Source organism: Rhizobium sp. F40D2 (assembly GCF_051810745.2).
Classification (GTDB): Bacteria; Pseudomonadota; Alphaproteobacteria; order Rhizobiales; family Rhizobiaceae; genus Rhizobium.
In genome coordinates this window covers 588,252-610,241 of the sequence record NZ_JBPWQX020000002.1, presented here as the reverse complement: position 1 = coordinate 610,241, position 21,990 = coordinate 588,252, and the positions used below count along the sequence as shown (strand labels likewise).

The window sequence follows — 21,990 nt, the reverse complement described above, 5'->3', positions numbered from 1 at the left end:
CGGTTCGAGCCGCGCCCTTTTTCGATCGCGTCACGGCCGACGCCGAGCCATCGAGACGGGGCGTATACCCCTGTTAATCCCGGTCAGCTTGCAGGATTGCGCGCGGTGACGATCCACGCCGCGCCGTCGATCATCACCGACCGTTCACCGGGGCAGCCCGCGAAGGCGGCGCGAACCGCGGCCGAAGCGCGGGCGCGAATGTCGCCGGGTTGACCAACGAGTGCGCGCGACAGCGGACCGACCTCGAGTGTCATCTCCACCGCGTCGTCGATCGCCGCGTCCCGCGTCCCGCCCTCGCCGAACGGGATGGAGGCATCGAAGGGCGCGATAGCAATATCGGTGAAGCCGGCCGCCGTCAGGATACGCGCCACGCGCCCCTGATCGCCAAACGAGAATGGGCCGGGCGCTTCGGAATCAGGCGGCGCGGTCGGCGGGACGATGCCCTTGATCGCGCCCATCGGCAAGCGCACCCAATCGTTCTCGGCCATGCCGCGCCAGCAGACGAAAGCGACCCGCGCGCCCGGCTTGAGCGCACAGCGCATATGAGCGAACGCCGCTGTCGGATCGTCAAAGAACATCACACCGAAGCGCGAGAACAGGATGTCGAACGCGCCCTCGGGCAGTTCGGCGCTGCTGGCGTCGGCCACTAGGAATAGGGCCGGCGCATCCTGCGGCGCTAGCGCGAGCGCTCTGCCGATCAGCGGTTCGGATATGTCCACGCCCAGCACATGGCCCTCCGCGCCGACGCGGGCGGCCAGAGCCAGACTCGACGCTCCAGCGCCGCAGCCGACGTCCAGTACGCGCTCGCCCGTGGCGGGCGCGGCGGCTTCGATCGCGGCCTGGCCGAACACCGCCATCATGGCATCGAGCCGGGTCTGGTAAGCGACCCACCGCTCCCCGCTTGGGCCATTCCAGTCGGCTATCTGATAAACATTTTTCTCTGCCATGCCATATCCTTGTTCTGATCCGTTCTTAACCAGGCTATCTGCCCGCGTGGTCGTTGCCACCGTGCGCGGCGATGAACATGGCGACGGCCGACCGGCAATAGGATTCGATTTCGTTGTCGTCCTCTGCTCTCGCCTGATCGAAGCGTGCGATGATCAGGAGATCGGATCCTTTGAAAAGCGCGGCAAACAAGCGGGCGGACCGGAGAGGATCGGGCACGTTCAGAACCGCCTTCGCGTGCAGCTGACGCAACAGTGCCTCGATTTGGGCGATGACGTAGGCGGGGCCGGCTTCGTAATGGAGCTTGCTTGACGAGTTTTGATTCGCCCTGTCGGCCATGACCATGGCTTCGACACTGCGGACGTCTGATCTCAACAGCGTGCGAAGCAGTAAAGATCCCACCGCCATGAGCTGATCTTCGACCGAACCGTCGACGCCTTCAAGCAGGGTTTGTGGTGAAAACAACTGCTGGCAGCCGGCCGCGATGGCCGCGCTGAACAGCGCCTCCTTGTTCTCGAAGTGCCGATAGATGCTGAGCTTGGATATCTTCGCCCGCTGAGCGACCTTGTCCAATGTCGTCGCTTGAAAACCCAATTCCACAAAGAGTTCGCGCGCGGCGTCGACGATTGTTTGGCCAAGCGCTTCGTTGGCGGGCCGGCCGCGCCGGCCCTGGCTGTTTTCGGTCACGACAATTCCGATCCTTGACAGTATCGTAATTCTTGCATTACGATACCATGCAGTATCTGAAATGTGCAAGCCAATGGGTAGGTTCAACCTTAAGGTTCCCAACCCACGACACGGAGCCCATCACCATGGATGACGTCATCATCATCGGCGGTAGCTTTGCCGGTCTCGCCGGCGCCTTGCAGCTCGGCCGTGCCCGCCGCAAGGTCACGGTTCTCGATACCGGTCTGCCGCGCAACCGCTTCGCTGGCCACTCGCATGGCCTGCTCGGCCACGACCACAAGCCGCCGCTGGACATCCTGGCCGAGGCGCGGCAGCAGCTGGCGCGTTATCCCACGATCAAGCTGGTCAATGCCCGGGCCGACAGCATCTCCGGCACCATCGACGATTTCTCCGTCCTTACTGGCGATGGCGAAAGCATTGGGGCGCGCCGCCTGATCCTGAGCTATGGCATCGCCGACCAGATGCCTGATGTTCCGGGCTTTGCCGAAAGCTGGGGCACCTCCATCGTGCCCTGCCCCTATTGCGACGGCTTTGAAGTCGCCGGCCAGCATTGGGGCCTCGTCTGGTCCGGCCGGCAGTCGCACAATCAGGCCAGGCTTTTCCACGATTGGACCGACAGGTTGACGCTGTTCGCCGATGATCACGACATTCCGCCCGATATCCGGGCCGATCTGGCGCGCCGCAGCATACCTGTCGTCGAGGGCCGGATCACCGGGATCGCCCATCACGGGGGCCATAGCGCCACCATCAAACTCGATACCGGCCCCGATGTCGCGGTCGACATCCTGTTCGCTCATCCGCGCAACGAACCCTCCGCCAGCTTGCATGAATCACTGGGCCTCGCCACAGTCGGTACGCCCAGCGGCATCGCCCTCAAGGTCGATGAGCGCCGCGAGACCAGCATGCCCGGCATCTACGCCGCCGGCGACCTCGCCAACCCCGGAATGCCCTCGGTCACCACGGCATCATGGCAAGGCGCGATGGCGGGCATCTTCGCCCAGCAGTCGATGCTGGTTTGAGAGCAGACAATCTCTTCCCCAGGTGCGCGGGCTATCAAATTTTGGACGTTGCGGGCAGCGGACGAACCGGGCGCTCTCTACCTCGCTAAGACCTCCGGCCCGCCAATCCGCGCGAACCGCATCAATCCAAACAACTTCGAATTCCCTTAGCGGGTATTATTGTAGAAATGCCCACGAAGCCCCTTTCTACTTACGCGTCTCGGACGCCTTCTTTCTGGCAGCATCGTCCATCAACTCATACCACATGGCGTTGAGGACGGCGAAGGCGGCGGCCAGCGGCAGGCCGAGTATCCATGCGAAATACCACATCGTTTCGTCTCCCTCAGTAGGCGTGGCTGTTTTTGTCGGTGACGGATTTCTCGTCGACCTTGCCCCACAGAACCTTGTAGACCCAGGCCGTGTAGGCAAAGATGATCGGCAGGAAGATCGCCGACACCACCAGCATGATGAACAGCGTCATATGGCTGGAGGATGCATCCCAGACCGTCAGGCTCGATCGCGGATCGAGCGAGGAGGGCAGGATGAAGGGGAACATCGACAGGCCGACCGTCGAGATGATGCCGAGGACGGCGACCGTGCTGAAGAGCAGCGTCATCACCTCCCGCCTTGCCCGCATGGCAATGAAAGCCAGTGCCGCACCGGCAAAGCCGAGGACCGGTGCTGCGATCATCCATGAATGGGCGGTGTAATTGGCAAGCCAGGCGCTCATTTCGATCACCACCGTTTTCAGCAGCGGATTGGACGGTCCGATCGGGCTGATATCGCTGATGATGCGGTAGCCGCCGACGCCGATCCACAGGAAGACGCCGCCGAGGGCAAACAGCAAGATGGCGGCCAGGGCGGCGATGCTGCCGTAGCTTCTGGCCCGCTCCGCAACCGGACCGCTCGCCTTCAGCACCAGCCAGGCCGCACCATGCATCGTCAGCATGGCGACGGAGAGCAGGCCACAAAGCAGGGCAAAGGGATTGAGCAGGCCAAAGAACGAGCCTTCATAGAAGATCCGCATATCGTCGGCAAAGCGGAAGGGCACGCCCTGCAGCACGTTGCCGACGGCGACGCCGAAGATCAGCGACGGCACGAAACCGCCGATAAAGAGCGCCCAGTCCCAGCCGTTGCGCCAATTGGCGCTTTCCCGCTTCGACCGGTATTTGAAGCCGACCGGGCGCAGGATGAGCGCGAAGAGAATCGCGAACATCGCGAGGTAAAAGCCCGAGAAGGAGACCGCATAGAGCGGCGGCCAGGCGGCGAAGATGGCGCCGCCGCCGAGGATCAGCCAGACCTGGTTGCCTTCCCAGGTGGCGCCGATCGTGTTGATCACCACGCGCCGTTCCGTATCGGTCCTGGCGACGAAGGGCAGAAGCGTGCCGACGCCGAGATCGAAGCCGCCTGTCGCCGCAAAGGCGATCAGCACTATGCCGAGCAGCAGCCACCAGATGATGCGCAGGGTTTCATAGTCGATGAGTTCATGAAGGATCATGGCAGGTCACTCCGCGGCCGGGACGAGGGTTTCGGAAATCAGCACCGCTTCCGGCTCGTCGTCCGGTTCGGGCCCCTGGCGGATCGCCTTGATCATCAGGCCCATCTCGATGACGATCAGCACCGTGTAGAGCGCGGCAAAACCGATGATTGTCAAAAGCACGGTGCCGGCGCCGAGGCTGGAAACGGCTGCCGCCGTCGGCAGCACACCTTCGATCACCCAGGGCTGACGGCCGAACTCGGCGACGACCCAGCCAAGCTCGATGGCGACCCAGGGCAGGGGGATCGCCAGCACCGCAATCCTCAGCAGCAGCGGATATTTGTCGAGATGCCGGCGCGCCGACAGCCAGAAGAAGGTGGCGGTCAACAAGATGAAGAAGATGCCGAGGCCGACCATGATGCGGAACGACCAGAAGAGCGTCGGCACATGCGGGATCGTATCGCGCGCAGCCTGAACGATCTGCGCGTCGGTCGCCTGGCGCGGATCGTCGACGTAGCGCTTCAGAAGAAGGGCATAACCGAGATCATGGCCGAGATCCTCGAAGGAGCTGCGAACCTCCTGCGCCACCTGATCCTGCGCGGGTGCTGCACGGATCTGCATCAGCGCGTCATAGGCCTTGATGCCGTCGCGGATGCGGGTTTCGGCCTGCTGTTCGAGCTTATCGATGCCGGGGATCTCTGTCGTCAGCGACCGCGTGCCGATCAGGCCCATGACCCAGGGAATATGGACGGCGAAATGCGTCTCGCGCGCCTCCTGATCCGGGAAACCGAAGGCAGTGAAGGCAGCCGGCGCCGGCTCTGTCTTCCACATGCCTTCGATCGCGGCGAGCTTCATCTTCTGGTTTTCGGTGGCGAGATAACCGCTCTCGTCGCCGAGCACGACCACCGAGAGTGCGGAGGCGAGGCCGAAGGAGGCGGCGACCGTCATCGAGCGCTTGGCAAGCTCGATATGCCGGCCCTTCAGCAGATACCAGGCCGAAACGCCGAGCACGAAGATCGAGGCGCAGACATAACCGGCCGACACCGTATGGACGAATTTCGCTTGGGCGACCGGATTGAAGACCACGTCGAAGAAGCTTGTGATCTCCATGCGCATCGTCTGCGGATTGAGCGCCGATCCCACCGGGTTCTGCATCCAGCCATTGGCGATGAGGATCCAGAGGGCGGAAAAATTCGAGCCGAGCGCCACAGCCCAGGTGGCGACGAGATGGCCGACCTTCGACAGCTTGTCCCAGCCGAAGAAGAACAGACCGACGAAGGTCGCCTCCAGGAAGAAGGCCATCAGGCCTTCGATCGCCAGCGGCGCGCCGAAAATGTCGCCGACATAATAGCTGTAATAGCTCCAGTTCATGCCGAACTGGAATTCCATGACGATGCCGGTGGCGACGCCGATCACAAAATTGATGCCGAACAGCGTGCCCCAGAATTTCGTCATCTGCCGCCAGATCTGGCGGCCGGTCATGACATAGACGGTTTCCATGATCGCCAGAAGCACGGACAGGCCGAGCGTCAGCGGTACGAACAGGAAGTGGTACAGCGCCGTCAGCGCGAATTGGAAGCGCGAAAGCGCTACGATATCTAGTTCCATTGTCTTTCTCCCACGGTCCCACGGGGTACGGAGCGTTCCTCGAGCGCCGGCCGGCGCCTGAGGGCATGCGATCATGCTCAGTCCGGCCGAAGCCGGTCGAGCGTCTTTTCGAACGCCGCCTCTCCGCGGCGCGAAATCTCTGAAATGCGGCCGCCTTCGATGACGGCGATACGGTCTGCGATGGCAGCCTCGCGGCGGATATGCGTGGCGATCACCAAAGAGCGGCCGTCGGCCATTGCCGACAGGCGGCAGAGCACGTCGCGGGCGGTGGCGCCGTCCAGGCCCTCTGTGGGTTCATCGAGCAGCCAGAGCGGCGTGTCGCGCAGGAAGAGCCGGGCAAGCGCCAGCCGGCGCGACTGGCCGCCGGAAAGGCCGAGCCCGCCTTCGCCGAGCGGCGTATCGATCCCGCGCGGCATGGCCTCGACATCGGCAAGCAGACCGGCGGCAGCGAGCGCGTCTCGAAGACGGGCCTCGCTCGCATCCGGGTTGGCGAGAGCGAGATTGCCGCGCAGACTGTCCTCGAAGAGCTCCGTCCGTTGCGTCAGCAAGGTCGCCGGTACCGCCGCAAGACTTCCCGTTTTTGCCGGCAGTTCGCCGGAAAGCAGAGCGAGCAGGCTCGACTTGCCGGCGCCGCTGCTGCCGATGACGGCCAGACTTTCGCCCTGCTGAAGCGTGAGCGCGATGTCCTGGAGTGCCGGCACGGCGGAATTTTCATGGAAGGCGGATACATCCGCCAGCGAAAAGGCAAATCCCGGCAGCGCCGCCGCCAATGGTTCGGAGGCCTCCGCGATGGCAAGCCGCGGTCCGACGCGTTTTGCCGCAAGCAAGGTCCGGCCCAGTTCAAGGGCGCCGCGACGCAGCGCCGCGAAGGGTTCGACGGCGGCAAAGGCGACGAGCAGGCCGAAGGCTGCGACCGGCGCGGTAATCGCCTTCGTTTCCGCAAGGGCGGCGACGGCAAGCAGCGATGCCGTCAACAGCAGGGTGGAGACGAGGCCGAAGCCGAATGTCAGGCCGGTTTCGACGCGGTTCAGCCGGTCGTCGGCGCTGCCGGCATAATGATCGGCGGCAGCAATCGCGCCGCTCTGCGCGGCAAGCCGGCCGGCCATCAACAGATCGGTCTGGCCGGCGACGAGATCGATCGTCCGCGACCGCAGCGCCTCGATACCATGGGCGCGTCTGCGGGCATGTTTGCGCGCCGCCCGAGCGGCGATCAAGGGCAGGCCGAGGCCCGTGCCGACAAGAAAGAGACAAGCGAACAGGCCGAACAAGGGATGCATGAGACCCAGCGCAAGGCTTGCCGCAAGGGTAGCGCCGATCGCCACCGCGGCCGGCACGAGGATCCTGAGATAGAGCGAGTCGAGCGCATCGATATCGGCCGTAAGCCGGAAGAGCAGCCTTGCCGGGCGATGCAGCAGCGTGCGCGCCGCACCCGGTTCGGTGAAGCCGCGAAACAGTCTTTCGCGAAGAGCGGCGAGCACGCCGAGCGTCGCGTCATGGGTCGCAAGCCTTTCACCATAGCGCGCCACTGTCCTGATGATGGCGAGCAGGCGGATGCCGGCCGAAGGCGCAAAGACGTCGAAAGTGATAGCGGCCGCAGAAAGGCCGGCAAGCGAGGTGGCGGTGATGAACCAGCCGGAGAGGCCGAGCAGGGCGATGCCTGCCGTGACCGTCGCCGCTGAAAGTGCCGCGCCGAGCAGCAGCGCGCGCCGGCGCTCGGCAAAGAACAGACGCAGGATCGGCTTCAGATCTGCAGCAAATGTACTCATTCGGCGGCCTCCCTTATAACAAAGTCGGCGTCGATGCGGATGCTACGATGCATGCGCGCTGCCAGCAGCGGATCGTGGGTCGCAACGATCAAAGTGCGCCCCCTGGAGAGCGAAAGCAGGCTCTCGGTCACTTCGGCGGCGGTGGCGGCATCAAGATGCGCGGTCGGCTCGTCGGCCAGGATAATCCCCAGATGCGGATTGCAGGCCGCCCGCGCGATCGCAAGCCGCAGCGCCTCACCGCCGGAAAGCCCGATTCCGCCCTCGCCGAGCGGCCGGCCGCCATAGGCCTCAGCCACCTTGCCGAGTCTCGCGACGGCAAGCGCATTCGTGACATCGTCGCGTGCGATGCCGGTCCTGCCGATAGAAGTATTGCCTGCGATGGTGCCGGCAAAGATATGCGGCTTCTGGCCGATCCACGCCATGGCGCCGCGCAGGCTGGCGGCAGTCTCATCCGAAAGCTCGACGCCGCCGATGACGATGCGCCCGCCAGCACAGGGCGCCAGCCCTGCGATCAATGAGAGAAGCGTCGATTTGCCGGAGCCGCTGGCGCCGAGAAACGCCAGATGTTCCCCGGCGGCGATATCGAGGTTGAAACCGTCGAGGATCAGCGGTTCGTCGGCGCCGTAGCGAAAGGCGAGATTTTCGAGGCGGATGGCCGGCGCCCCGGTGCCGGCAGGCACTGTTGCCTCGGCCGATCCTCGGATCGGCAAACCGCCTGCAGCCAGAGCGTCCAGCGCTTTCAACGCCGCTTCGCCGGCCGCCCAATCGTGCCAGACAGACGAAAGCTCGCGCAGCGGCTCGAAGAAGGCCGGCGCCAGCAGCAGGATGAAGAGTCCCTCGGTCAGGTCGAGCCGGCCTGTCCAGGTGCCGAAGCGGATTTCGCCAAGCAGGCTGAAGCCGACATAGACGGCAATCATCGCCACGCCGAGTGCTGCGAAAAGCTCGAGCACGGCCGAGGAGAGAAAGGCGATCTTCAGCACCGCCACGGTCCGCAGACGCAACGATTCTGCCTCTCGGCGCAGCCGCAGTGCGGTCGTATCCACCGCGCCGAGCGCGCGGATCGTCGCCAGTCCGCGCAGCCGATCGAGCAGGAAGCCGTTGAGGCCACCGGTCGCAACGAGCTGCTTTTCGCTGGCTGCCTGGGCCCGCCAGCCGATCAGCGCCATGAAGATCGGGATCAGCGGCGCGGCGAACAGCAAAACCAGCGCGGCGATCCAGGAGACAGGAAGGAGGAAGGCAAGGATGACGAGCGGCACGAGGCTCGCCTTCATCCGCGCCGGCTGGAAACGGGCGAGATAGGGCACGATCAGCTCAGCCTGCTCGCCGATGACGCTTGCGGCTTTGCCGGAGGCCGGCCGGCCGCGATCGATCGGCGACGACAGACAAAGGGCAGCGACGGCGGCCTGCCGCCTGCGGCTGAGCTCAGAGCGCGCCACATGAAAGGCCAGCCGGCCGCCAGCTGCGTCAAGACAGCTTCTTGCCAATCCGAGGGCTAGGATGCCGAAGGCCGGCCACAGCACGTCATGCAATCCACCGCCATCGGCAATACGGCCGACCGAGATGGCGAGCAAGCCGGCCTGTGGGATCCAGATGGCAGCGGCGAGCGCCTGCAGCATCGCCGCCCTCAGCAGCCCGCCTTTCGCCGCTTCACCGCGGGGCGAAACGGCATCGCCGTCCAACGGCCGCGTCTCTTGTTTGTCTGTGGCGTGGCAGAAAGCAGTTCCCATGGCGCTAACTCTTGTTCGCAGGGTTCGGCCGGCGGCTGCGGCCAAGCGAAACAACCCGGTCCTTGGCCTCCAGAAGCTTTGTCACTTTCGCGCCGAGCGAGAGTAGCGTTGCGAGCCTTTCCGTTTCAAGTTGTTTTACGTCTTCGTACCAATGGGTCAGCTGTTCGATTAGCGTATGCATTTCGCTCATGCGCAGCTGCGCATGGCGCTCGGCCTCGCTGGCAGGACGCTGCATCAGGATTTCGCGCAGAACCGACAGCGTCGGATCGACCTCACGCTTCTTTCGTTCCTCGGCAAGCGTCCGCAAGATGAGCCAGACATCATCCGGCGTGGTGAAGAAATCGCGGCGATCGTCCGGCTTGTGTTTGAGAAGGACGAGGTTCCAGGCCTGCAGTTCGCGCAGACTCATCGACACGTTGGAGCGCGAAATGCCGAGCGACTCGGCGATCTCCTCGGCGCAGAGCGGTGCCGGCGAGACGAAGAGCAGGGCGTAGATCTGGCCGACCGTGCGGTTGATTCCCCAGCGGGATCCCATTTCGCCGAAGTGGAGAACGAAGGACTGGACGAGAGGCGGAAGGTTCATCATTGTTTCCGTTGCGTCTGTGATTTCAGAAATTTCTGAAATCAGCATACTGACTTTCGCACATCGGCGCCAACCGGCAAGGCGGCCCTGCGTCAATTTGGATGTTCGTTCGTTGATCGAGGGTCGGATATAGCCCGGCGCGGGATGGCTGGATTTGATTTGGATCAAGTCCGCCGCACTTTGCGGCGATGACGCAGAAACGCCCGGTTTTGGCTTACCGGGCGTTCTGATCGGACTGCGATGATAGATGTGATGCCGCCTTCGCAGGCGGCTCAAATATTGTCCGCTCAGATCAAGCCGGCCAGGATGCCGACGCCTGCAATGGCGGCAACACTGCCAGCTGCGCGCGTTACGAACGCGCCCTGACGTTCGCCGGCGCGGCCGATGACATAGCCGAGGGCGAGGCCGGCGGCATGGAGTAGCGCAGTCGCGATCATAAAACCGGCGGCATAGGCGGCACCGCCGGCATCCTCCGGCATCTCCGCCCCGTGGGCATGCCCGTGAAAGATCGCGAAGAGGCCGACGACACCCATCGCAACGGCGGTCGGGGCCTTGACGTGGAGCGCAACGATCGCGCCAAGGACCACGACGGATAGCGCGATACCGGTTTCAACGAAGGGAATATTGATGCCGGCAACGCCGAGAGCACCGCCGAGCGCCATCACCAGAACGAAGGTCGTCGGCACCTGCCAGGTGGCGCGGCCGCCGAGCTGAAATGCAAAAACGCCGACCATCACCATCGCGAGGATATGATCGAGGCCGGACATCGGATGGGCAAAGCCATGGCTGAAGCCGGCAGCCTCGCCGATTGCGGGATGGGCATAGGCTGCGGCTGGAAGCGCTGTGGCAGCCAAAGCAAGCAGGCCGCCCTTGAGTGCTGATTTCATGGCTCATCCCTCGTAAGTTTTCGAATATCCTGCGGCCGCCGAACGCCGCCGCGATTCCAAGGTGCGCGCAACACGCTAATTCAACAAACTTGCGCCGTCAACGAAAACTCCATAAAATAACAAGGCAATTCAATTGCTTATCTGATAGGCAAATGCCGCTTTCGATAGCTTCTCACATTGCTCCAAGATCCGCCTGGAAACGTCGCCGCACAGGGACTATCAATCATCCGGCGGAACCAGCGCAAATCGCCCCGCGATGGAGGAGACGCCCATGACGAACACCGAGCGGCCGCTGGCGATCAGCGCGCCCGAACCGCGCACGCTCGATCTGATCTTCAGCGATCAGGCGCGCGCCGAACTGCATGCGAAATATGAGATCATCGAGGCCGATCCCGACAATATCGCCGGGCTCGGCGACGAGATCCTCGGCAGGACCCGTTACATTGTCGGCCAGCCGCCGCTTTCGGCGGAAACGCTGGCGAGAATGTCGGCCCTGCGCTCGATCCTCAACGTCGAAAGCAATCTTCTGAACAACATGCCCTATGAGGTGCTTTTTGAGCGCGGCATCCATGTCGTGACCACAGGCCAGGTCTTTGCCGAGCCGGTCGCCGAGATCGGTCTCGGCTTCGCGCTCGCCTTGGCGCGCGGCATCGTCGATGCGGATGTCGCGTTCCGCCAGGGAAACGAACTCTGGGGCGGCGAGGGCAATGCGCATGCGCGGCTGATCGCCGGCTCCGAGATCGGCATCGTCGGCTTCGGCGATCTCGGCAAGGCACTGCGCCGGCTGCTTTCCGGCTTCAGGGCCCGCATAAGAGTGTTCGATCCCTGGCTGCCCCGCTCGATCCTCAAGGAAAGCGGCGTCGAGCCCGCAAGCCTGGAGGATGTGCTGACCAAGAGCGATTTCGTCTTCGTCGTCGCGGCCGTCACCAGTGAAAACAAAGGATTTCTCGGCGCCGACGCTTTCGCCAGCATGCGCAGGGGCGCGGCCTTCATCCTGCTCAGCCGCGCCGACGTCGTCGATTTCGAGGCGCTGATGGCGGCCGTCTCGTCCGGTCATCTTGTCGCGGCAAGCGACGTCTACCCGCAGGAGCCGCTGCCGCCCGATCACCCGGTGCGGAGCCTGAAAGGCTTCATCCGCTCCGCACATCGCGCCGGCGCGCTCGACAGTGCCTTCAAGAAGATGGGCGATATGGTGCTCGAGGACATGGACCTGATGGATCGCGGCCTGCCGCCGATGCGTTGCAAGCGGGCAGAACGCGAAACGGTTTCGCGCATGCGTTCCAAACCAGTCGCAGTGAATTAAACCAGCAGACGCGCGCCGCCTCAGGCGGCGCGCTGCTCGCTTCCCTGGATCGCGGCGAGCTTCCAGTCGGTGCCGGGCTTGCGCACGAAAGTCCAGACCTCGGTGCTTTCGCTCGGGCGGCGATCGTCGCCGGAAACGACGCGGCCGCTGTCGCGTTCGACCATCGCATCGATCGAGGAGTAGCGCATGGCAAGCGTCGCATATTCCTGGCCGTCTTCGCGCCAGGCCTCGGCAATGTCGCCCTGCAGCAGCTTAACGTCGGACACGCGGTTGCGCATGCCGTTGGTGGCGTTTTCGCCGAGTTCCTCGGCCAGATAAGACATCGCCTCAGGCGTCGTCAGTCGGCGCAACGTGGCGTAATCCTCGGCACCGTAAGCGGTCTGAACGTCGGTCAGCAATTCCTCGAATTGATCGAGATCGGCCTGCGTCAGCCCGAGCTCGTCGCTCGGCCGGTTGCCGCGCGTGGACGATCCTGAACCGGCACCCGAACCGATCGCCGGGATCTGGAAGGACGAATTGTTGGCTGGCGACACGCTATAAGACCGGTTGAAGGAGCCACTCTGGCCACCGGCGCCGTAGGAAGGCTGACGGCGGTTGGAGAAATAACGCATGGCGAGCATGACGGCACCGCCGATCAGCGCGATCTGCAGCAGCATGCCGAGGAAGCCGAAGCCACCGCCGAAACCGTGACCGAGCAGCATGCCGAGGAGGCCGCCGGCAATCAGGCCGCCGATCATCGAACGGCCGAAGCCGCCGAAGAGACCGGGGCGCGGGGCGCCGAAGGGCTGCTGCGCGGTCGCTGGTGCCGTGGTTTGCGGGCGCGGCGTCATCGACCGTTCGATCGGCGCAACTGGCGCAGGCGCGGTACGGGTGACAGGCGGAGCCTGGAAGGTCCGCGTGCCGCGGCTTCCGAATCCACCGAAACTGCCGGCGCGGCGGGCATCGGCATCGCTGATCGTGGCAAAAACGGTAGCGCTCGTCAGTGCGGCAATAGCCGCGAACTTGGCAAAACGCGAAATAGCACTCGGCATTCCTGATCTCCTGTCATGCGCAGTGAGGGCATGTCGGGATAGAATATAGGTACTCTTTCCGCCGTTTGAAGTTTTTTCGCCGCTTACTGGCAGACATCGACCCAGCTGGCGCCGGTAAGCTCGGCCAGCCGTCCGGTTTCGATGCGCACGGCCGAATTCGTCGAGCCCGCCGCCGGCACGACCTCATCGAAGCGTTTCAGTGAGATATCGCAATAGATGGGCAGCGGCGAGGGTAGGCCGAACGGGCAGACGCCGCCGACCGGATGGCTGGTGACCGCCACCACCTCATCGGCGTCGAGCATGCGCCCCTTGGCGCCGAACGTGTCCTTGAACTTGCGATTGTCGAGCCTTGCCGTGCCGCCGGCAACGACCAGCATCATCTGCTCGCCGACGCGCAGGCAGATCGTCTTGGCGATCTGGGCCGGCTCGACGCCATGGGCCTCGGCAGCAAGCGCCACCGTCGAGGAGCTCTCGGCGGTTTCGATGATGTCGATATCGGGTGCGTGCGCACGCAAGAAAGCGCGGACAGATTCGAGGCTCATCCCCGCATGCTAGCGCATCGGCCCGAAAATCGGAACCGGTTTTCGGAAGTCACGATGCGAGGATTGAAAGCATTGCAGCGTCTCGAAAGACACCGCGAACCCGCAGGAGGGCAAGCATAATTTGAAATGAAAAAGGCACTCCCGAAAACCGCCGCTTGCAAGTCTGGCAGACATTGTCATAATAATTTTGCACACGTGCTCAATTTTGTCATTCGGCCGTTACATCAAACCCCTAGAGCGGACATCGTCACGTTTTCGTGGGGTTTCGGAGCGGCCATCATCAGCAGTGCTGACCCGCCAAGAGGCTTCACACTGCTCTTCTAGGGAGACGAAGAAGATGACCATTTTGCCGACACTGAAAACCCTCGCCATCGCTACTGCCATCCTGGCCTCGAGCTCTGCAATTGGGGTTGCCAAGGACGTTCACATCAGCGTCTGGGCCGGCGGCACCGGCCCGAACGACGTCTATCGCCTCGACGCCATCGAGATCGCAGCCCAGCAACTGCAGCGCGAAGCCGCCCTCAAGGGCGAAGACCTGAAGATCACCGTCGAGAAGAAGCCCTATTCCGCCTGGGAAGACTTCAAGCAGGCGCTGACCCTTGCCGCGGAAGCCAAGACCGCCCCGAACATCGTCGTCAGCGGCCACGAAGACATCGCCCCCTGGTCGCAGGCCGGCCTCATCGTCCCGATCGAGGATTACGTCGATCTCGACTCCTGGCCGCTCAGCGACATCTATGAAAACCTGCTGAAGATCGCCTCCTACAACGGGACCGTCTACGGCATTCCGCAGGATGCCGAATCCCGCCCGATGTTCTTCTGGAAGCCTTACATGAAGGCGATCGGCTACAGCGACGCCGATCTGGACGCGCTGCCGCAGAGTGTCCAGGACGGCAAGTACACCATGAAGAACCTGCTCGAAGATGCCAAGAAGATGCAGGACAAGGGGCTCGTCCAGCCCGGTTACGGCTTCTATCCACGCACCAGCAACGGCCCCGACTACTGGCAGTTCTACACCAGCTTCGGCGGCACGATGGAAGAAGACGGCAAGCTCGTCTTCGACAAGGCGGCGATGACCCGCACCTATCAGTTCTTCGCCGACGCCGTTAAATCAGGCGTCACCAAAAAGAACCACATCGGCATGCCCGGCGACCAGTGGTGGAAGGAAGTCGCCACAGGCAAGGCCGGGATCTGGGACGGCGGCACCTGGCATTATGCCCGCCTCGTCAACCAGGAAGGCCTCAAGGACTTCTTCGGCAACGTGATCTTCACGCTGATCCCCGCCGGCGAAGGCGGCAAGGCCAACACGCTGACCCATCCGCTCGTCTACCTCTTGACCGCAGGTCACGACCAGGAAGACACCGAGATCGCCGCCCAGCTGGTCAAGATCGCCTCCGAGCCGCGCACCAACGCGCTGCATGCGGTCAGATCGGCCCATCTCGGCATCTCCAAGTCGGAATCCACCGTCGACTTCTACTCGGCCGACCGCTGGACCCGCGAAGCCACCGAGCGCCTGCTGCCTTATGCCAATGCGATGCCGAACAATTCCGATTTCGGCACCTATTGGAACATCATGTGGAAGAACCTCGAAGCGTCCTGGACCGGCGCCAAGACCGTCGACGCCGCCATCAGCGACGCCGAGAGCGAGCTGAAAAGCACGCTCGGCGACAAGATTGTCATCCGCTGAAGCATCCCTCCGGGCGGCGGCAATCCCGCCGCCCGGTCGGTTCCGCGAGGAGACTTCCCATGAAATCGTCCAGAACGCTCGGACTGGTGATGATCGCGCCTGCGGCGATCATGATCGTCCTGTTCTTCCTGATGCCGGTGGTTCTGACGGCGGTCTTCTCGATGACCAACATGACGACGGCGACCGGCATTTCCGGCGGCGTCTACCAGATCGCGCCCAACTCGCTGATCGCGCTGAAATCGGCGATGCCCGAGATCGCCACCGAGATGGCCGAGCCGCGTTACACCATCGACGAGGCTGGCCTCACGGCCGTCGAGAGCCTCGGGCTTGCGCCGGGGATCGCCGCGGAATTGCGCGCCAAACATACAGGTGAGATCTTCCCGGCACGCCGCGACGTCGAGCGCATGATCAAGGATCTCGCCGAGCGACCTTCGACGCGTGAGGTCAAGCAGATCTCCGAACAGTTCAACCGCTCCGTCCTCAACACCCGCTTCGACAGCAAGGAGCAGCTGTTTTCGGCGCTGGACAGTCTGGGTTTCAAGCTGACGCCGGAGCAGAAGGAAACCGTCGCCAAGATAACCTATACCGGCTGGACCTGGACGACCGACAATTTCTCACGCATGGCCAATTCGCCCGACATGGCGCGTGTGCTTTTCAACACCGTGCTCTATGTCGCGCTGGTGCTGACGCTCTTCAACGTCGGCTATGCCCTGCTGCTGGCCATCTGGACACATTACATGCCGCCGACGCCCGCCTCGATCTTTCGCGGCATCTGGCTCCTGCCGCGCATCACGCCCGTCGTCATCTACGTCCTGCTGTGGAAGTGGCTCGCCTGGGACAGCGGCTTCATCTCTATCCTGATGGGCAAGTTCGGCTACCCGCCGAAGAACTACCTGCTTGATACCGCCTATAATGCCTGGTTCTTCGTCGTGCTGATCAACGGCTTCATCGGCGCCTCGATGGGAATGTTGGTGTTCTCCTCGGCGATGCAGGCCATTCCGAAGAGCCAGTTCTATGCAAGCGAGGTCGACGGTGCTTCGCGCTGGCAGCAGATCCGTTACATCATCCTGCCGCAGATGCGCTGGCCGATCCTCTTCGTCACCTGCTACCAGACGCTGTCGCTGCTCGCCTCCTTCAATGAAATCCTGCTTGCCACCAATGGCGGCCCCGGCAACGCCACCGAGGTCTGGGCGCTCGCCGCCTATCACACCGCGCTCAGGAATTATGCCGGCAACCTCGAATACGGGCTGGGCGCCGCGATGGCGCTGGTGCTCGTCGTCATCGGCGTGACGCTGTCGCTCCTCTATCTACGCATCTTCAATTACGGCACGCTCGTCGCCAAGCCCCTGATCGAGGATTGACCATGGCCGAACGATCGCAGCCCTCGGCAAATTATCGAAGCTGGCCTGTCATAACGGCGCTGACCATCGTCAGCCTGCCGCTGCTCCTGATGTATGTCTATCTCTTCCTCGACACAGTGACGGTGAAGCAACCGGATGCGCTGCTGCCCTCCGGCTTGACACTCAATCACTGGCGCTTCCTGTGGCAGACGACGGCTGGTAAGGCGAATATCTGGCACGTAACGCTGAATACGCTGCTCTTTTCGGCCTGCACCACCAGCCTGGTGCTCATCGTCTCGTCGATGGCCGGTTACGTGCTGTCGCGGCTGAACGTGCCAGCGCGCGGCTTCTTCCTTGCAGGCGTCATGGTGCTGCACGCCTTCCCGTCGGTGACGCTGATCATCGCCATTTTCATCGTCCTGCAGATGATCGGCCTCTATAATTCGCTGATCGGCGTCATCCTGGTGAAGGCGGCGATCGACCTGCCGCTCGGCATCTGGCTGATGAAGGGTTTCTACGACACCGTGCCCTGGGAAATCGAAATGGCCGGCGTCGTCGACGGCGCTTCGCGTTTCCGCGTCTGGCGCAGCCTCGTGCTGCCGCAGGTCAAGCCGGGCATCATGGCGCTCGGGCTGTTCTCCTTCCTCTCCGGCTGGGGCGAGTTCATTCTGCCGCAGGTGCTGGCGCCGGGCAATCAGGTGCAGGTGCTGTCTGTCTATCTCGCGGGCTTCCTCGCCGACGACAACAATTACGATTTCAATATGTTCAAGGCGGTCGGCCTCTTCTACCTCATCCCGGTGCTGATCGCTTACACGCTCTTCAACAAATATCTCATGAATATCTACGGCGGCGGGAGCAAAGGCTGATGCGCATCCTCCTCGACAATTTTTCGAAGAGCTTCGGCTCTACCAAGGTCATCGAGAACATGCAGCTCGAAGTCGGCAACGGCGAGATGCTGGCGCTACTCGGTCCTTCCGGCTGCGGCAAATCGACGACGCTTTTTGCGGTCTGCGGCATTCACCGGCCGACCAGCGGACGCATCCTCTTCGGCGACCGCGACGTCACCGACCTGCCGAGCCAGGCCCGCAATGTCGGCGTCGTCTTCCAGTCCTATGCGCTCTACCCGCACATGACGGTGGCCGAAAACATCGGGTTTCCCCTGAAGGTGAAGGGCATGCCTGCCGCCGACATCCGCAAGGAGGTCGAGCGTATTTCCGAGCTTGTTCATATCAGCAATCTCATGGAACGCCGTCCCGCGCAGCTTTCCGGTGGCCAGCAGCAGCGCGTGGCGCTGGCGCGAGCGCTGATCCGCAAGCCTGACGTGCTGCTGCTCGACGAACCGCTCGCCAATCTCGATGCCAAGCTGCGCCTCGAAATGCGCTCGGAAATCCGCCGCCTGCAGCGCGAGACCGGCATCACCGCCATTCTCGTCACCCATGACCAGGTGGAAGCGATGAGCATGTGCGACCGTATCGCCATCATGAAGGAAGGCGAGATCGTCCAGATCGCCACGCCGGCCGAAATGTACAATGATCCGAAGACCGCCTTCGTCGCCGGCTTCCTCGGCAATCCGCCGATCACCTTCCTGCGCGGCATCGTCGACAAGGGCGCTTTCGCCATCCCGGAAAGCGAAATCCGCGTGCCGCTGCCGGGATCCGTCGGCGCCGCCGAGGGCACGAAGCTGATGCTCGGCGTCCGGCCCGAGCATTTTACGCCTGCGGGCGATACACCGGTGTCCGGCAAGGTCACCTTCGCCGAAACGCAAGGGCGAGAAAACCTTTACGACGTACGTCTTGCCGGCGGCCCGCTGCTGCGCTCGATACAGCCGGTGCGCAACGATATTCACGTCGGCGACGATGTCCGCTGGGCGATCGACAGCCGCGGCGTCTTCGTCTTCGACGAAGATGGCAGGAGGCTCTGATGACCCGCGACTTCCAGGCATTTTTCAAGCGTTACGACTGGCCAACGGCCAAGGGCCGACTTCCCTTCTGCATCGGCCATCGCGGCGCCAGCGGCCATGAGCGCGAGAACACGATATCAGCTTTCCGCCGCGCCGCAGAACTCGGCGCCGAGATGTGGGAGCTCGACACGCAGCTGACCCGCGACGGCGTGGTCGTTGTCTCACATGACGACCATCTCGAGCGCGTCTTCGGCATCGACCGCCGCATTTCCGAAATGACGGCTGCCGAACTCGCGGCCCTCCACGGCGTCGACGTGCCGAGTTTTTCGGAGGTCGCCGCCCTCGGCAGGGAGACCGGAACCGGTCTCTATGTCGAGCTCAAGGCACCCGGAACCGGCCTGCTCTGCTGGCGCCATCTTGCCGAGATGAACCAGCAATTTGCCTGCCTCGGCTCCTTCGATACGGCGCAGGTGCGCGAACTCCGCGACGCGGGCTGCGAGCTCCCGCTTTCGGTGCTGATCCGGATCGGCCACGATCCGCATGCGCTGGGCGACGAGGCCGGCGCCGATATCCTGCATCTTTGCTGGGAAAAGGCGGGCGAGCGACCGCAGGATCTGGTAAGCGAGGAATTGATGCGCCGCGCCTTCGAGGCCGGCCGCGAGATCGTGCTCTGGCACGAGGAGCGGCAGAGCATTCTCGATGACATCATGAAGCTTCCGGTTCTCGGCATCTGCACGGATTTGCCCGATCTGATGCGGCCGACAGGTGAGGGGAAAAAGCAGTTGGCAGACAGGGATAAGGGACCGCGCAAGGTAACCTCCTTCGACGTGGCGCGCGTGGCTGGTGTTTCGCGTGCCGCCGTATCGCGCGCCTTCACGCCGGATGCCAGCGTCTCGCCGAAAACACGCGAGAAGGTCTTCCAGGCCGCCAAGGATCTCGGTTATCGGGTAAACTATCTTGCCAGAAGTCTCACCAACAAACGTTCCGATCTCGTCGGGGTCGTTGCCGCCGGCCTCGACAATCCGTTCCGGACGCTGCAGATCGAGAACCTGGCAAGAGTGCTAATCGCCCGCAATTTCCGCCCCATCCTGCTGCCGACCTCGCAGGAGGCGGATACCTCGACGGTCATCGGCCAGCTGCTGCATTACGCTGTCTCCGGCGTCATCGTCACCTCGGATGCGCCGCCGACCGAAATTTGCGAGCAATGTGCTGCCGAAGGCGTGCCGATCGTGCTGATCAACAAGGGCAACGATATCCCCTTCGTCGACCGCATCATCTCCGATGACCGCATGGCCGGCCACCTCGCCGCCACCCATCTGATCGACAGCGGCGCGCGACAACTGGCCGTCATGGCCGCACCCGCCATCTCCTATACGGCGCGACGGCGAAGCGAAGCCTTCATCGCGCGCTGCAAGCAGCTCGGCGTCGAGGCGCAGCTGCTGCAGGTCAGGATCAACGACTACAACAGTGGCTATGAGGCGGCCGCCGACCTTACCGCATCCGGCATCGACGGATTGTTCTGCGCCAACGACTACATGGCCTGCGGCGTTGTCGACCGGGTTATGCAGGGCCGCAGCCGCGCCGATGCGCCTCCGCTCTCCATCATCGGCCATGACGACATCCCCCAGGCGAGCTGGACCGCCTACGACCTCACGACCATCCGCCAACCCTGCGATCTCCAGGCCGAACAGACGGTCGATCTGCTGATGAGCCGGATGGCTGAACCGGACCTGACGGCGCGCGTCGAATTCACGCCGGTAACGCTGATAACAAGAAGGACTGCCTGATGAATCCCGCATTCGATGCCGCCGCCATCCGCGCACGGGCGGAGGTCGCGATCACAGTCGCCCTCGAGGCCGGACGGGAAGCGGCCCGGTTTCGGCGCGACTCCAATCCCGGCACGCTGGCCGTCGAGAACAAGGGATTGCAGGATTTCGTCACCATCGCCGACAGGAAGGCTGAACAGGCGATCCGCGACGGGCTGCTCTTACGGTTTCCGGACGATATGTTCATGGGCGAAGAAAGTGGCGGGCGATCGGGCGAGGGCGGCACCTGGGTCGTCGATCCGATCGACGGAACGACCAACTATATCAGGGGCTTCCGGCATTGGGCCGTCTCGATCGCCTTCGTCGCCGGCGGCAAGGTCGAAATCGGCGTCGTCTACGATGCCACCGAGGACAAGGTCTTTCACGCCATCCGCGGCGGCGGCGCCTTCAAGGACGGAATTCCAGTGCACGCGGCGGCGACCGCCGATCCGGCCAATGCGCTCGTCATTCTCGGCCATTCCCGCAAGACCAGTTTCGACGACCACCTCGCGCTCTCCAAGCGGCTTCACGAACGCGGCATGGACTATCGCCGCACGGGCGCGGCGGCGATTGATCTCGTTCGCGTCGCCGAGGGTGCGGCCGATCTCTATTACGAACGACATCTCAATGCCTGGGACATGCTCGCCGGCGCACTGATCGCCGAAGAGGCCGGCGCTATTGTGGCAATGCCGGATGTCGACAGGCTGCTTGCCGATGGCGGACCGGTCATCGCCCACTCGCCGGGGCTTGCCGGCGAATTCGCTTTCATCCTCGACATCGAGGGGCTCATGCCCAACGGTTAGCCTGCCATGCGGTGCCTCCAGGCGCTTTCGGTCGCCGGCGCCTCGTCGGTGGTGACCTGATCCGGCTTCAGCGCCATCAGCGCCTGGAAGCTCCGCCATTCCTCATCGCTGAAACCAGCCTCCGGATCCTTCAGGGTAAAGGTCCAGGCATCGACGTGCTTGCCGTGATCCTGGCAGAGCGCGATCATGTCGAGACCTTCCCTGGCGGCGTCAAGGATCAGCGGCCAGTGGAGATAGATCGTGTCCGGTTCGGTCGGGCCGCGCAGGTCGGCGCGCAATTCCATCTCGACAGCCTTCCAGCCGCTGTCCTGCCTGATATTGTAGAGCTTGTCTGTGGGATCAATACCGCGCAGGAGATGCGGAAGCTCCTCCTTGACCGCCACGATCAGGTCGAGGCTGCCGGCGCTGACGATCACCGAGGCGGCGATATCGCGGAAATGCGCGGCAAGGTGCTCGATGCCGCTCGCGCCGATCGCCTCATAATCATCCTTCATGTCGAACTGCAGCAATGCGGCCGGATGCGTCGATTGCATCATGGCGGCGAGATCCTCGCTGAGGATCAGCGGCCGCTCGCCCTCTTTCATCCTGATATCGCCGAGATCGCCGATGCTCATTTTGGCGATCGGTCCATGCCCGCTCGTCTCCCCGTCGAGCTCTTCATCGTGCAGCACGACGAAGCCGCCATCGGCGCGCACCCGCAGATCGAGTTCCATCGACGCGCCGGCTGCAAAACCCTCCGCCATCACTTCGGCGGAGAACAGCGGATCGGCAAACCGTTTGCGCAGCCGGTGCCATTTCAGGCGGGTGCGATGTCCCTCATGCGAAATCTCCAGGCCCTGCGCATCCAGCAATCTCGTCATCTGCACCAAATCTCCGCGATGCTATTCTCCTGCCTCCACCAGCT

20 protein-coding genes and 1 pseudogene are annotated in these 21,990 nt (G+C 63.3%); 9 read left to right on the top strand and 12 right to left on the bottom strand.

The genetic code is table 11. The annotated features are described in order from the left end of the window. Positions 1–83 precede the first annotated feature (83 nt). Both ACS4RS_RS27580 and ACS4RS_RS27575 read right to left on the bottom strand, forming a co-directional pair. Positions 84–947 carry a class I SAM-dependent methyltransferase gene (locus tag ACS4RS_RS27580; RefSeq protein ID WP_449314050.1) on the bottom strand — a complete coding sequence of 288 codons (864 nt, stop codon included), beginning with the start codon at positions 945–947 and terminating at the stop codon, positions 84–86. A gap of 34 nt (positions 948–981) precedes the next feature. After that, a complete protein-coding gene (locus ACS4RS_RS27575; protein ID WP_179612949.1) occupies positions 982–1,632 on the bottom strand; it encodes a TetR family transcriptional regulator in 651 nt (216 codons plus the stop codon). Positions 1,633–1,757: 125 nt separating this feature from the next. Between ACS4RS_RS27575 and ACS4RS_RS27570 the strand changes: the two genes are divergently transcribed. Next, positions 1,758–2,651, top strand: a complete 894-nt coding sequence (locus tag ACS4RS_RS27570; RefSeq protein WP_439013194.1) for an FAD-dependent oxidoreductase — start codon at positions 1,758–1,760, stop codon at positions 2,649–2,651. A 186-nt stretch (positions 2,652–2,837) separates the two neighbouring features. Here the strand turns inward: ACS4RS_RS27570 and cydX are convergent, their stop codons facing one another. From cydX to ACS4RS_RS27535, 7 genes are all read right to left on the bottom strand, one after another. Continuing rightward, on the bottom strand, positions 2,838–2,960 hold the full coding sequence (gene cydX / locus ACS4RS_RS27565) for a cytochrome bd-I oxidase subunit CydX (protein ID WP_003595707.1): 123 nt from the start codon (positions 2,958–2,960) through the stop codon (positions 2,838–2,840). A 13-nt stretch (positions 2,961–2,973) separates the two neighbouring features. Then, a complete protein-coding gene (gene cydB / locus ACS4RS_RS27560) occupies positions 2,974–4,128 on the bottom strand; it encodes a cytochrome d ubiquinol oxidase subunit II (RefSeq protein WP_439013193.1) in 1,155 nt (384 codons plus the stop codon). A 6-nt stretch (positions 4,129–4,134) separates the two neighbouring features. Continuing rightward, complete coding sequence (locus ACS4RS_RS27555) at positions 4,135–5,715, bottom strand: cytochrome ubiquinol oxidase subunit I (protein WP_439013192.1); 1,581 nt, start codon at positions 5,713–5,715, stop codon at positions 4,135–4,137. A gap of 77 nt (positions 5,716–5,792) precedes the next feature. Then, positions 5,793–7,481 (bottom strand): ATP-binding cassette domain-containing protein, encoded by a 1,689-nt coding sequence (locus ACS4RS_RS27550; RefSeq protein WP_439013191.1) that lies wholly within the window; start codon positions 7,479–7,481, stop codon positions 5,793–5,795. Further along, positions 7,478–9,208, bottom strand: a complete 1,731-nt coding sequence (gene cydD / locus ACS4RS_RS27545; protein WP_439013190.1) for a thiol reductant ABC exporter subunit CydD — start codon at positions 9,206–9,208, stop codon at positions 7,478–7,480. The genes ACS4RS_RS27550 and cydD overlap by 4 nt, the downstream gene beginning before the upstream one ends. 4 nt (positions 9,209–9,212) lie before the next feature. Continuing rightward, positions 9,213–9,791, bottom strand: coding sequence for a MarR family transcriptional regulator (locus ACS4RS_RS27540; RefSeq protein WP_439013189.1), 579 nt, complete (start codon positions 9,789–9,791; stop codon positions 9,213–9,215). Between the two features lie 287 nt (positions 9,792–10,078). Further along, entirely contained in the window at positions 10,079–10,678 is a 600-nt protein-coding gene (locus tag ACS4RS_RS27535) for a HupE/UreJ family protein (protein ID WP_439013188.1), read from the bottom strand. A gap of 271 nt (positions 10,679–10,949) precedes the next feature. Between ACS4RS_RS27535 and ACS4RS_RS27530 the strand changes: the two genes are divergently transcribed. Beyond that, positions 10,950–11,981: a hydroxyacid dehydrogenase gene (locus ACS4RS_RS27530; RefSeq protein ID WP_439013187.1), complete on the top strand. Its 1,032-nt coding sequence runs from the start codon at positions 10,950–10,952 to the stop codon at positions 11,979–11,981. 20 nt (positions 11,982–12,001) lie between these two features. Here the strand turns inward: ACS4RS_RS27530 and ACS4RS_RS27525 are convergent, their stop codons facing one another. Further along, entirely contained in the window at positions 12,002–13,012 is a 1,011-nt protein-coding gene (locus tag ACS4RS_RS27525) for a TIM44-like domain-containing protein (protein ID WP_439013186.1), read from the bottom strand. A gap of 83 nt (positions 13,013–13,095) precedes the next feature. After that, positions 13,096–13,554, bottom strand: a complete 459-nt coding sequence (locus tag ACS4RS_RS27520; protein ID WP_439013185.1) for a YbaK/EbsC family protein — start codon at positions 13,552–13,554, stop codon at positions 13,096–13,098. A 337-nt stretch (positions 13,555–13,891) separates the two neighbouring features. Between ACS4RS_RS27520 and ACS4RS_RS27515 the strand changes: the two genes are divergently transcribed. From ACS4RS_RS27515 to ACS4RS_RS27485, 7 genes and pseudogenes are all read left to right on the top strand, one after another. Next, positions 13,892–15,238: an extracellular solute-binding protein gene (locus ACS4RS_RS27515; protein WP_439013184.1), complete on the top strand. Its 1,347-nt coding sequence runs from the start codon at positions 13,892–13,894 to the stop codon at positions 15,236–15,238. Between the two features lie 59 nt (positions 15,239–15,297). Further along, on the top strand, positions 15,298–16,599 hold the full coding sequence (locus tag ACS4RS_RS27510) for an ABC transporter permease subunit (protein ID WP_439013183.1): 1,302 nt from the start codon (positions 15,298–15,300) through the stop codon (positions 16,597–16,599). A gap of 2 nt (positions 16,600–16,601) precedes the next feature. Next, positions 16,602–17,444: an ABC transporter permease subunit gene (locus ACS4RS_RS27505; protein ID WP_439013182.1), complete on the top strand. Its 843-nt coding sequence runs from the start codon at positions 16,602–16,604 to the stop codon at positions 17,442–17,444. Further along, positions 17,444–18,499: an ATP-binding cassette domain-containing protein gene (locus ACS4RS_RS27500; RefSeq protein WP_439013181.1), complete on the top strand. Its 1,056-nt coding sequence runs from the start codon at positions 17,444–17,446 to the stop codon at positions 18,497–18,499. The genes ACS4RS_RS27505 and ACS4RS_RS27500 overlap by 1 nt, the downstream gene beginning before the upstream one ends. Further along, positions 18,499–19,277 (top strand): annotated as a pseudogene (locus ACS4RS_RS27495) (glycerophosphodiester phosphodiesterase). The gene ACS4RS_RS27500 and the pseudogene ACS4RS_RS27495 overlap by 1 nt, the downstream one beginning before the upstream one ends. After that, entirely contained in the window at positions 19,261–20,265 is a 1,005-nt protein-coding gene (locus ACS4RS_RS27490; protein ID WP_439013179.1) for a LacI family DNA-binding transcriptional regulator, read from the top strand. The pseudogene ACS4RS_RS27495 and the gene ACS4RS_RS27490 overlap by 17 nt, the downstream one beginning before the upstream one ends. Next, complete coding sequence (locus tag ACS4RS_RS27485; protein ID WP_439013178.1) at positions 20,265–21,086, top strand: inositol monophosphatase family protein; 822 nt, start codon at positions 20,265–20,267, stop codon at positions 21,084–21,086. Before ACS4RS_RS27490 ends, ACS4RS_RS27485 begins: the two co-directional genes overlap by 1 nt. On the opposite strand, the gene ACS4RS_RS27480 is transcribed toward ACS4RS_RS27485, so the two are convergent. Next, the gene (locus ACS4RS_RS27480) at positions 21,083–21,946 is read right to left on the bottom strand and encodes a glycerophosphodiester phosphodiesterase family protein (RefSeq protein WP_439013177.1); all 864 of its coding nucleotides are present in this window, start codon (positions 21,944–21,946) and stop codon (positions 21,083–21,085) included. The genes ACS4RS_RS27485 and ACS4RS_RS27480 overlap by 4 nt on opposite strands. Between the last annotated feature and the right edge of the window lie 44 nt (positions 21,947–21,990).

Excerpts from the sequence above, each read along its gene's own strand:
- ACS4RS_RS27580 (WP_449314050.1), bottom strand. The coding sequence starts at position 947 with ATGGCAGAGAAAAATGTTTATCAGATAGCCGACTGGAATGGCCCAAGC.
- ACS4RS_RS27570 (WP_439013194.1), top strand. The coding sequence starts at position 1,758 with ATGGATGACGTCATCATCATCGGCGGTAGCTTTGCCGGTCTCGCCGGC.
- cydX (WP_003595707.1), bottom strand. The coding sequence starts at position 2,960 with ATGTGGTATTTCGCATGGATACTCGGCCTGCCGCTGGCCGCCGCCTTC.
- cydB (WP_439013193.1), bottom strand. The coding sequence starts at position 4,128 with ATGATCCTTCATGAACTCATCGACTATGAAACCCTGCGCATCATCTGG.
- ACS4RS_RS27555 (WP_439013192.1), bottom strand. The coding sequence starts at position 5,715 with ATGGAACTAGATATCGTAGCGCTTTCGCGCTTCCAATTCGCGCTGACG.
- ACS4RS_RS27550 (WP_439013191.1), bottom strand. The coding sequence starts at position 7,481 with ATGAGTACATTTGCTGCAGATCTGAAGCCGATCCTGCGTCTGTTCTTT.
- cydD (WP_439013190.1), bottom strand. The coding sequence starts at position 9,208 with ATGGGAACTGCTTTCTGCCACGCCACAGACAAACAAGAGACGCGGCCG.
- ACS4RS_RS27540 (WP_439013189.1), bottom strand. The coding sequence starts at position 9,791 with ATGAACCTTCCGCCTCTCGTCCAGTCCTTCGTTCTCCACTTCGGCGAA.
- ACS4RS_RS27535 (WP_439013188.1), bottom strand. The coding sequence starts at position 10,678 with ATGAAATCAGCACTCAAGGGCGGCCTGCTTGCTTTGGCTGCCACAGCG.
- ACS4RS_RS27530 (WP_439013187.1), top strand. The coding sequence starts at position 10,950 with ATGACGAACACCGAGCGGCCGCTGGCGATCAGCGCGCCCGAACCGCGC.
- ACS4RS_RS27525 (WP_439013186.1), bottom strand. The coding sequence starts at position 13,012 with ATGCCGAGTGCTATTTCGCGTTTTGCCAAGTTCGCGGCTATTGCCGCA.
- ACS4RS_RS27520 (WP_439013185.1), bottom strand. The coding sequence starts at position 13,554 with ATGAGCCTCGAATCTGTCCGCGCTTTCTTGCGTGCGCACGCACCCGAT.
- ACS4RS_RS27515 (WP_439013184.1), top strand. The coding sequence starts at position 13,892 with ATGACCATTTTGCCGACACTGAAAACCCTCGCCATCGCTACTGCCATC.
- ACS4RS_RS27510 (WP_439013183.1), top strand. The coding sequence starts at position 15,298 with ATGAAATCGTCCAGAACGCTCGGACTGGTGATGATCGCGCCTGCGGCG.
- ACS4RS_RS27505 (WP_439013182.1), top strand. The coding sequence starts at position 16,602 with ATGGCCGAACGATCGCAGCCCTCGGCAAATTATCGAAGCTGGCCTGTC.
- ACS4RS_RS27500 (WP_439013181.1), top strand. The coding sequence starts at position 17,444 with ATGCGCATCCTCCTCGACAATTTTTCGAAGAGCTTCGGCTCTACCAAG.
- ACS4RS_RS27485 (WP_439013178.1), top strand. The coding sequence starts at position 20,265 with ATGAATCCCGCATTCGATGCCGCCGCCATCCGCGCACGGGCGGAGGTC.
- ACS4RS_RS27480 (WP_439013177.1), bottom strand. The coding sequence starts at position 21,946 with ATGACGAGATTGCTGGATGCGCAGGGCCTGGAGATTTCGCATGAGGGA.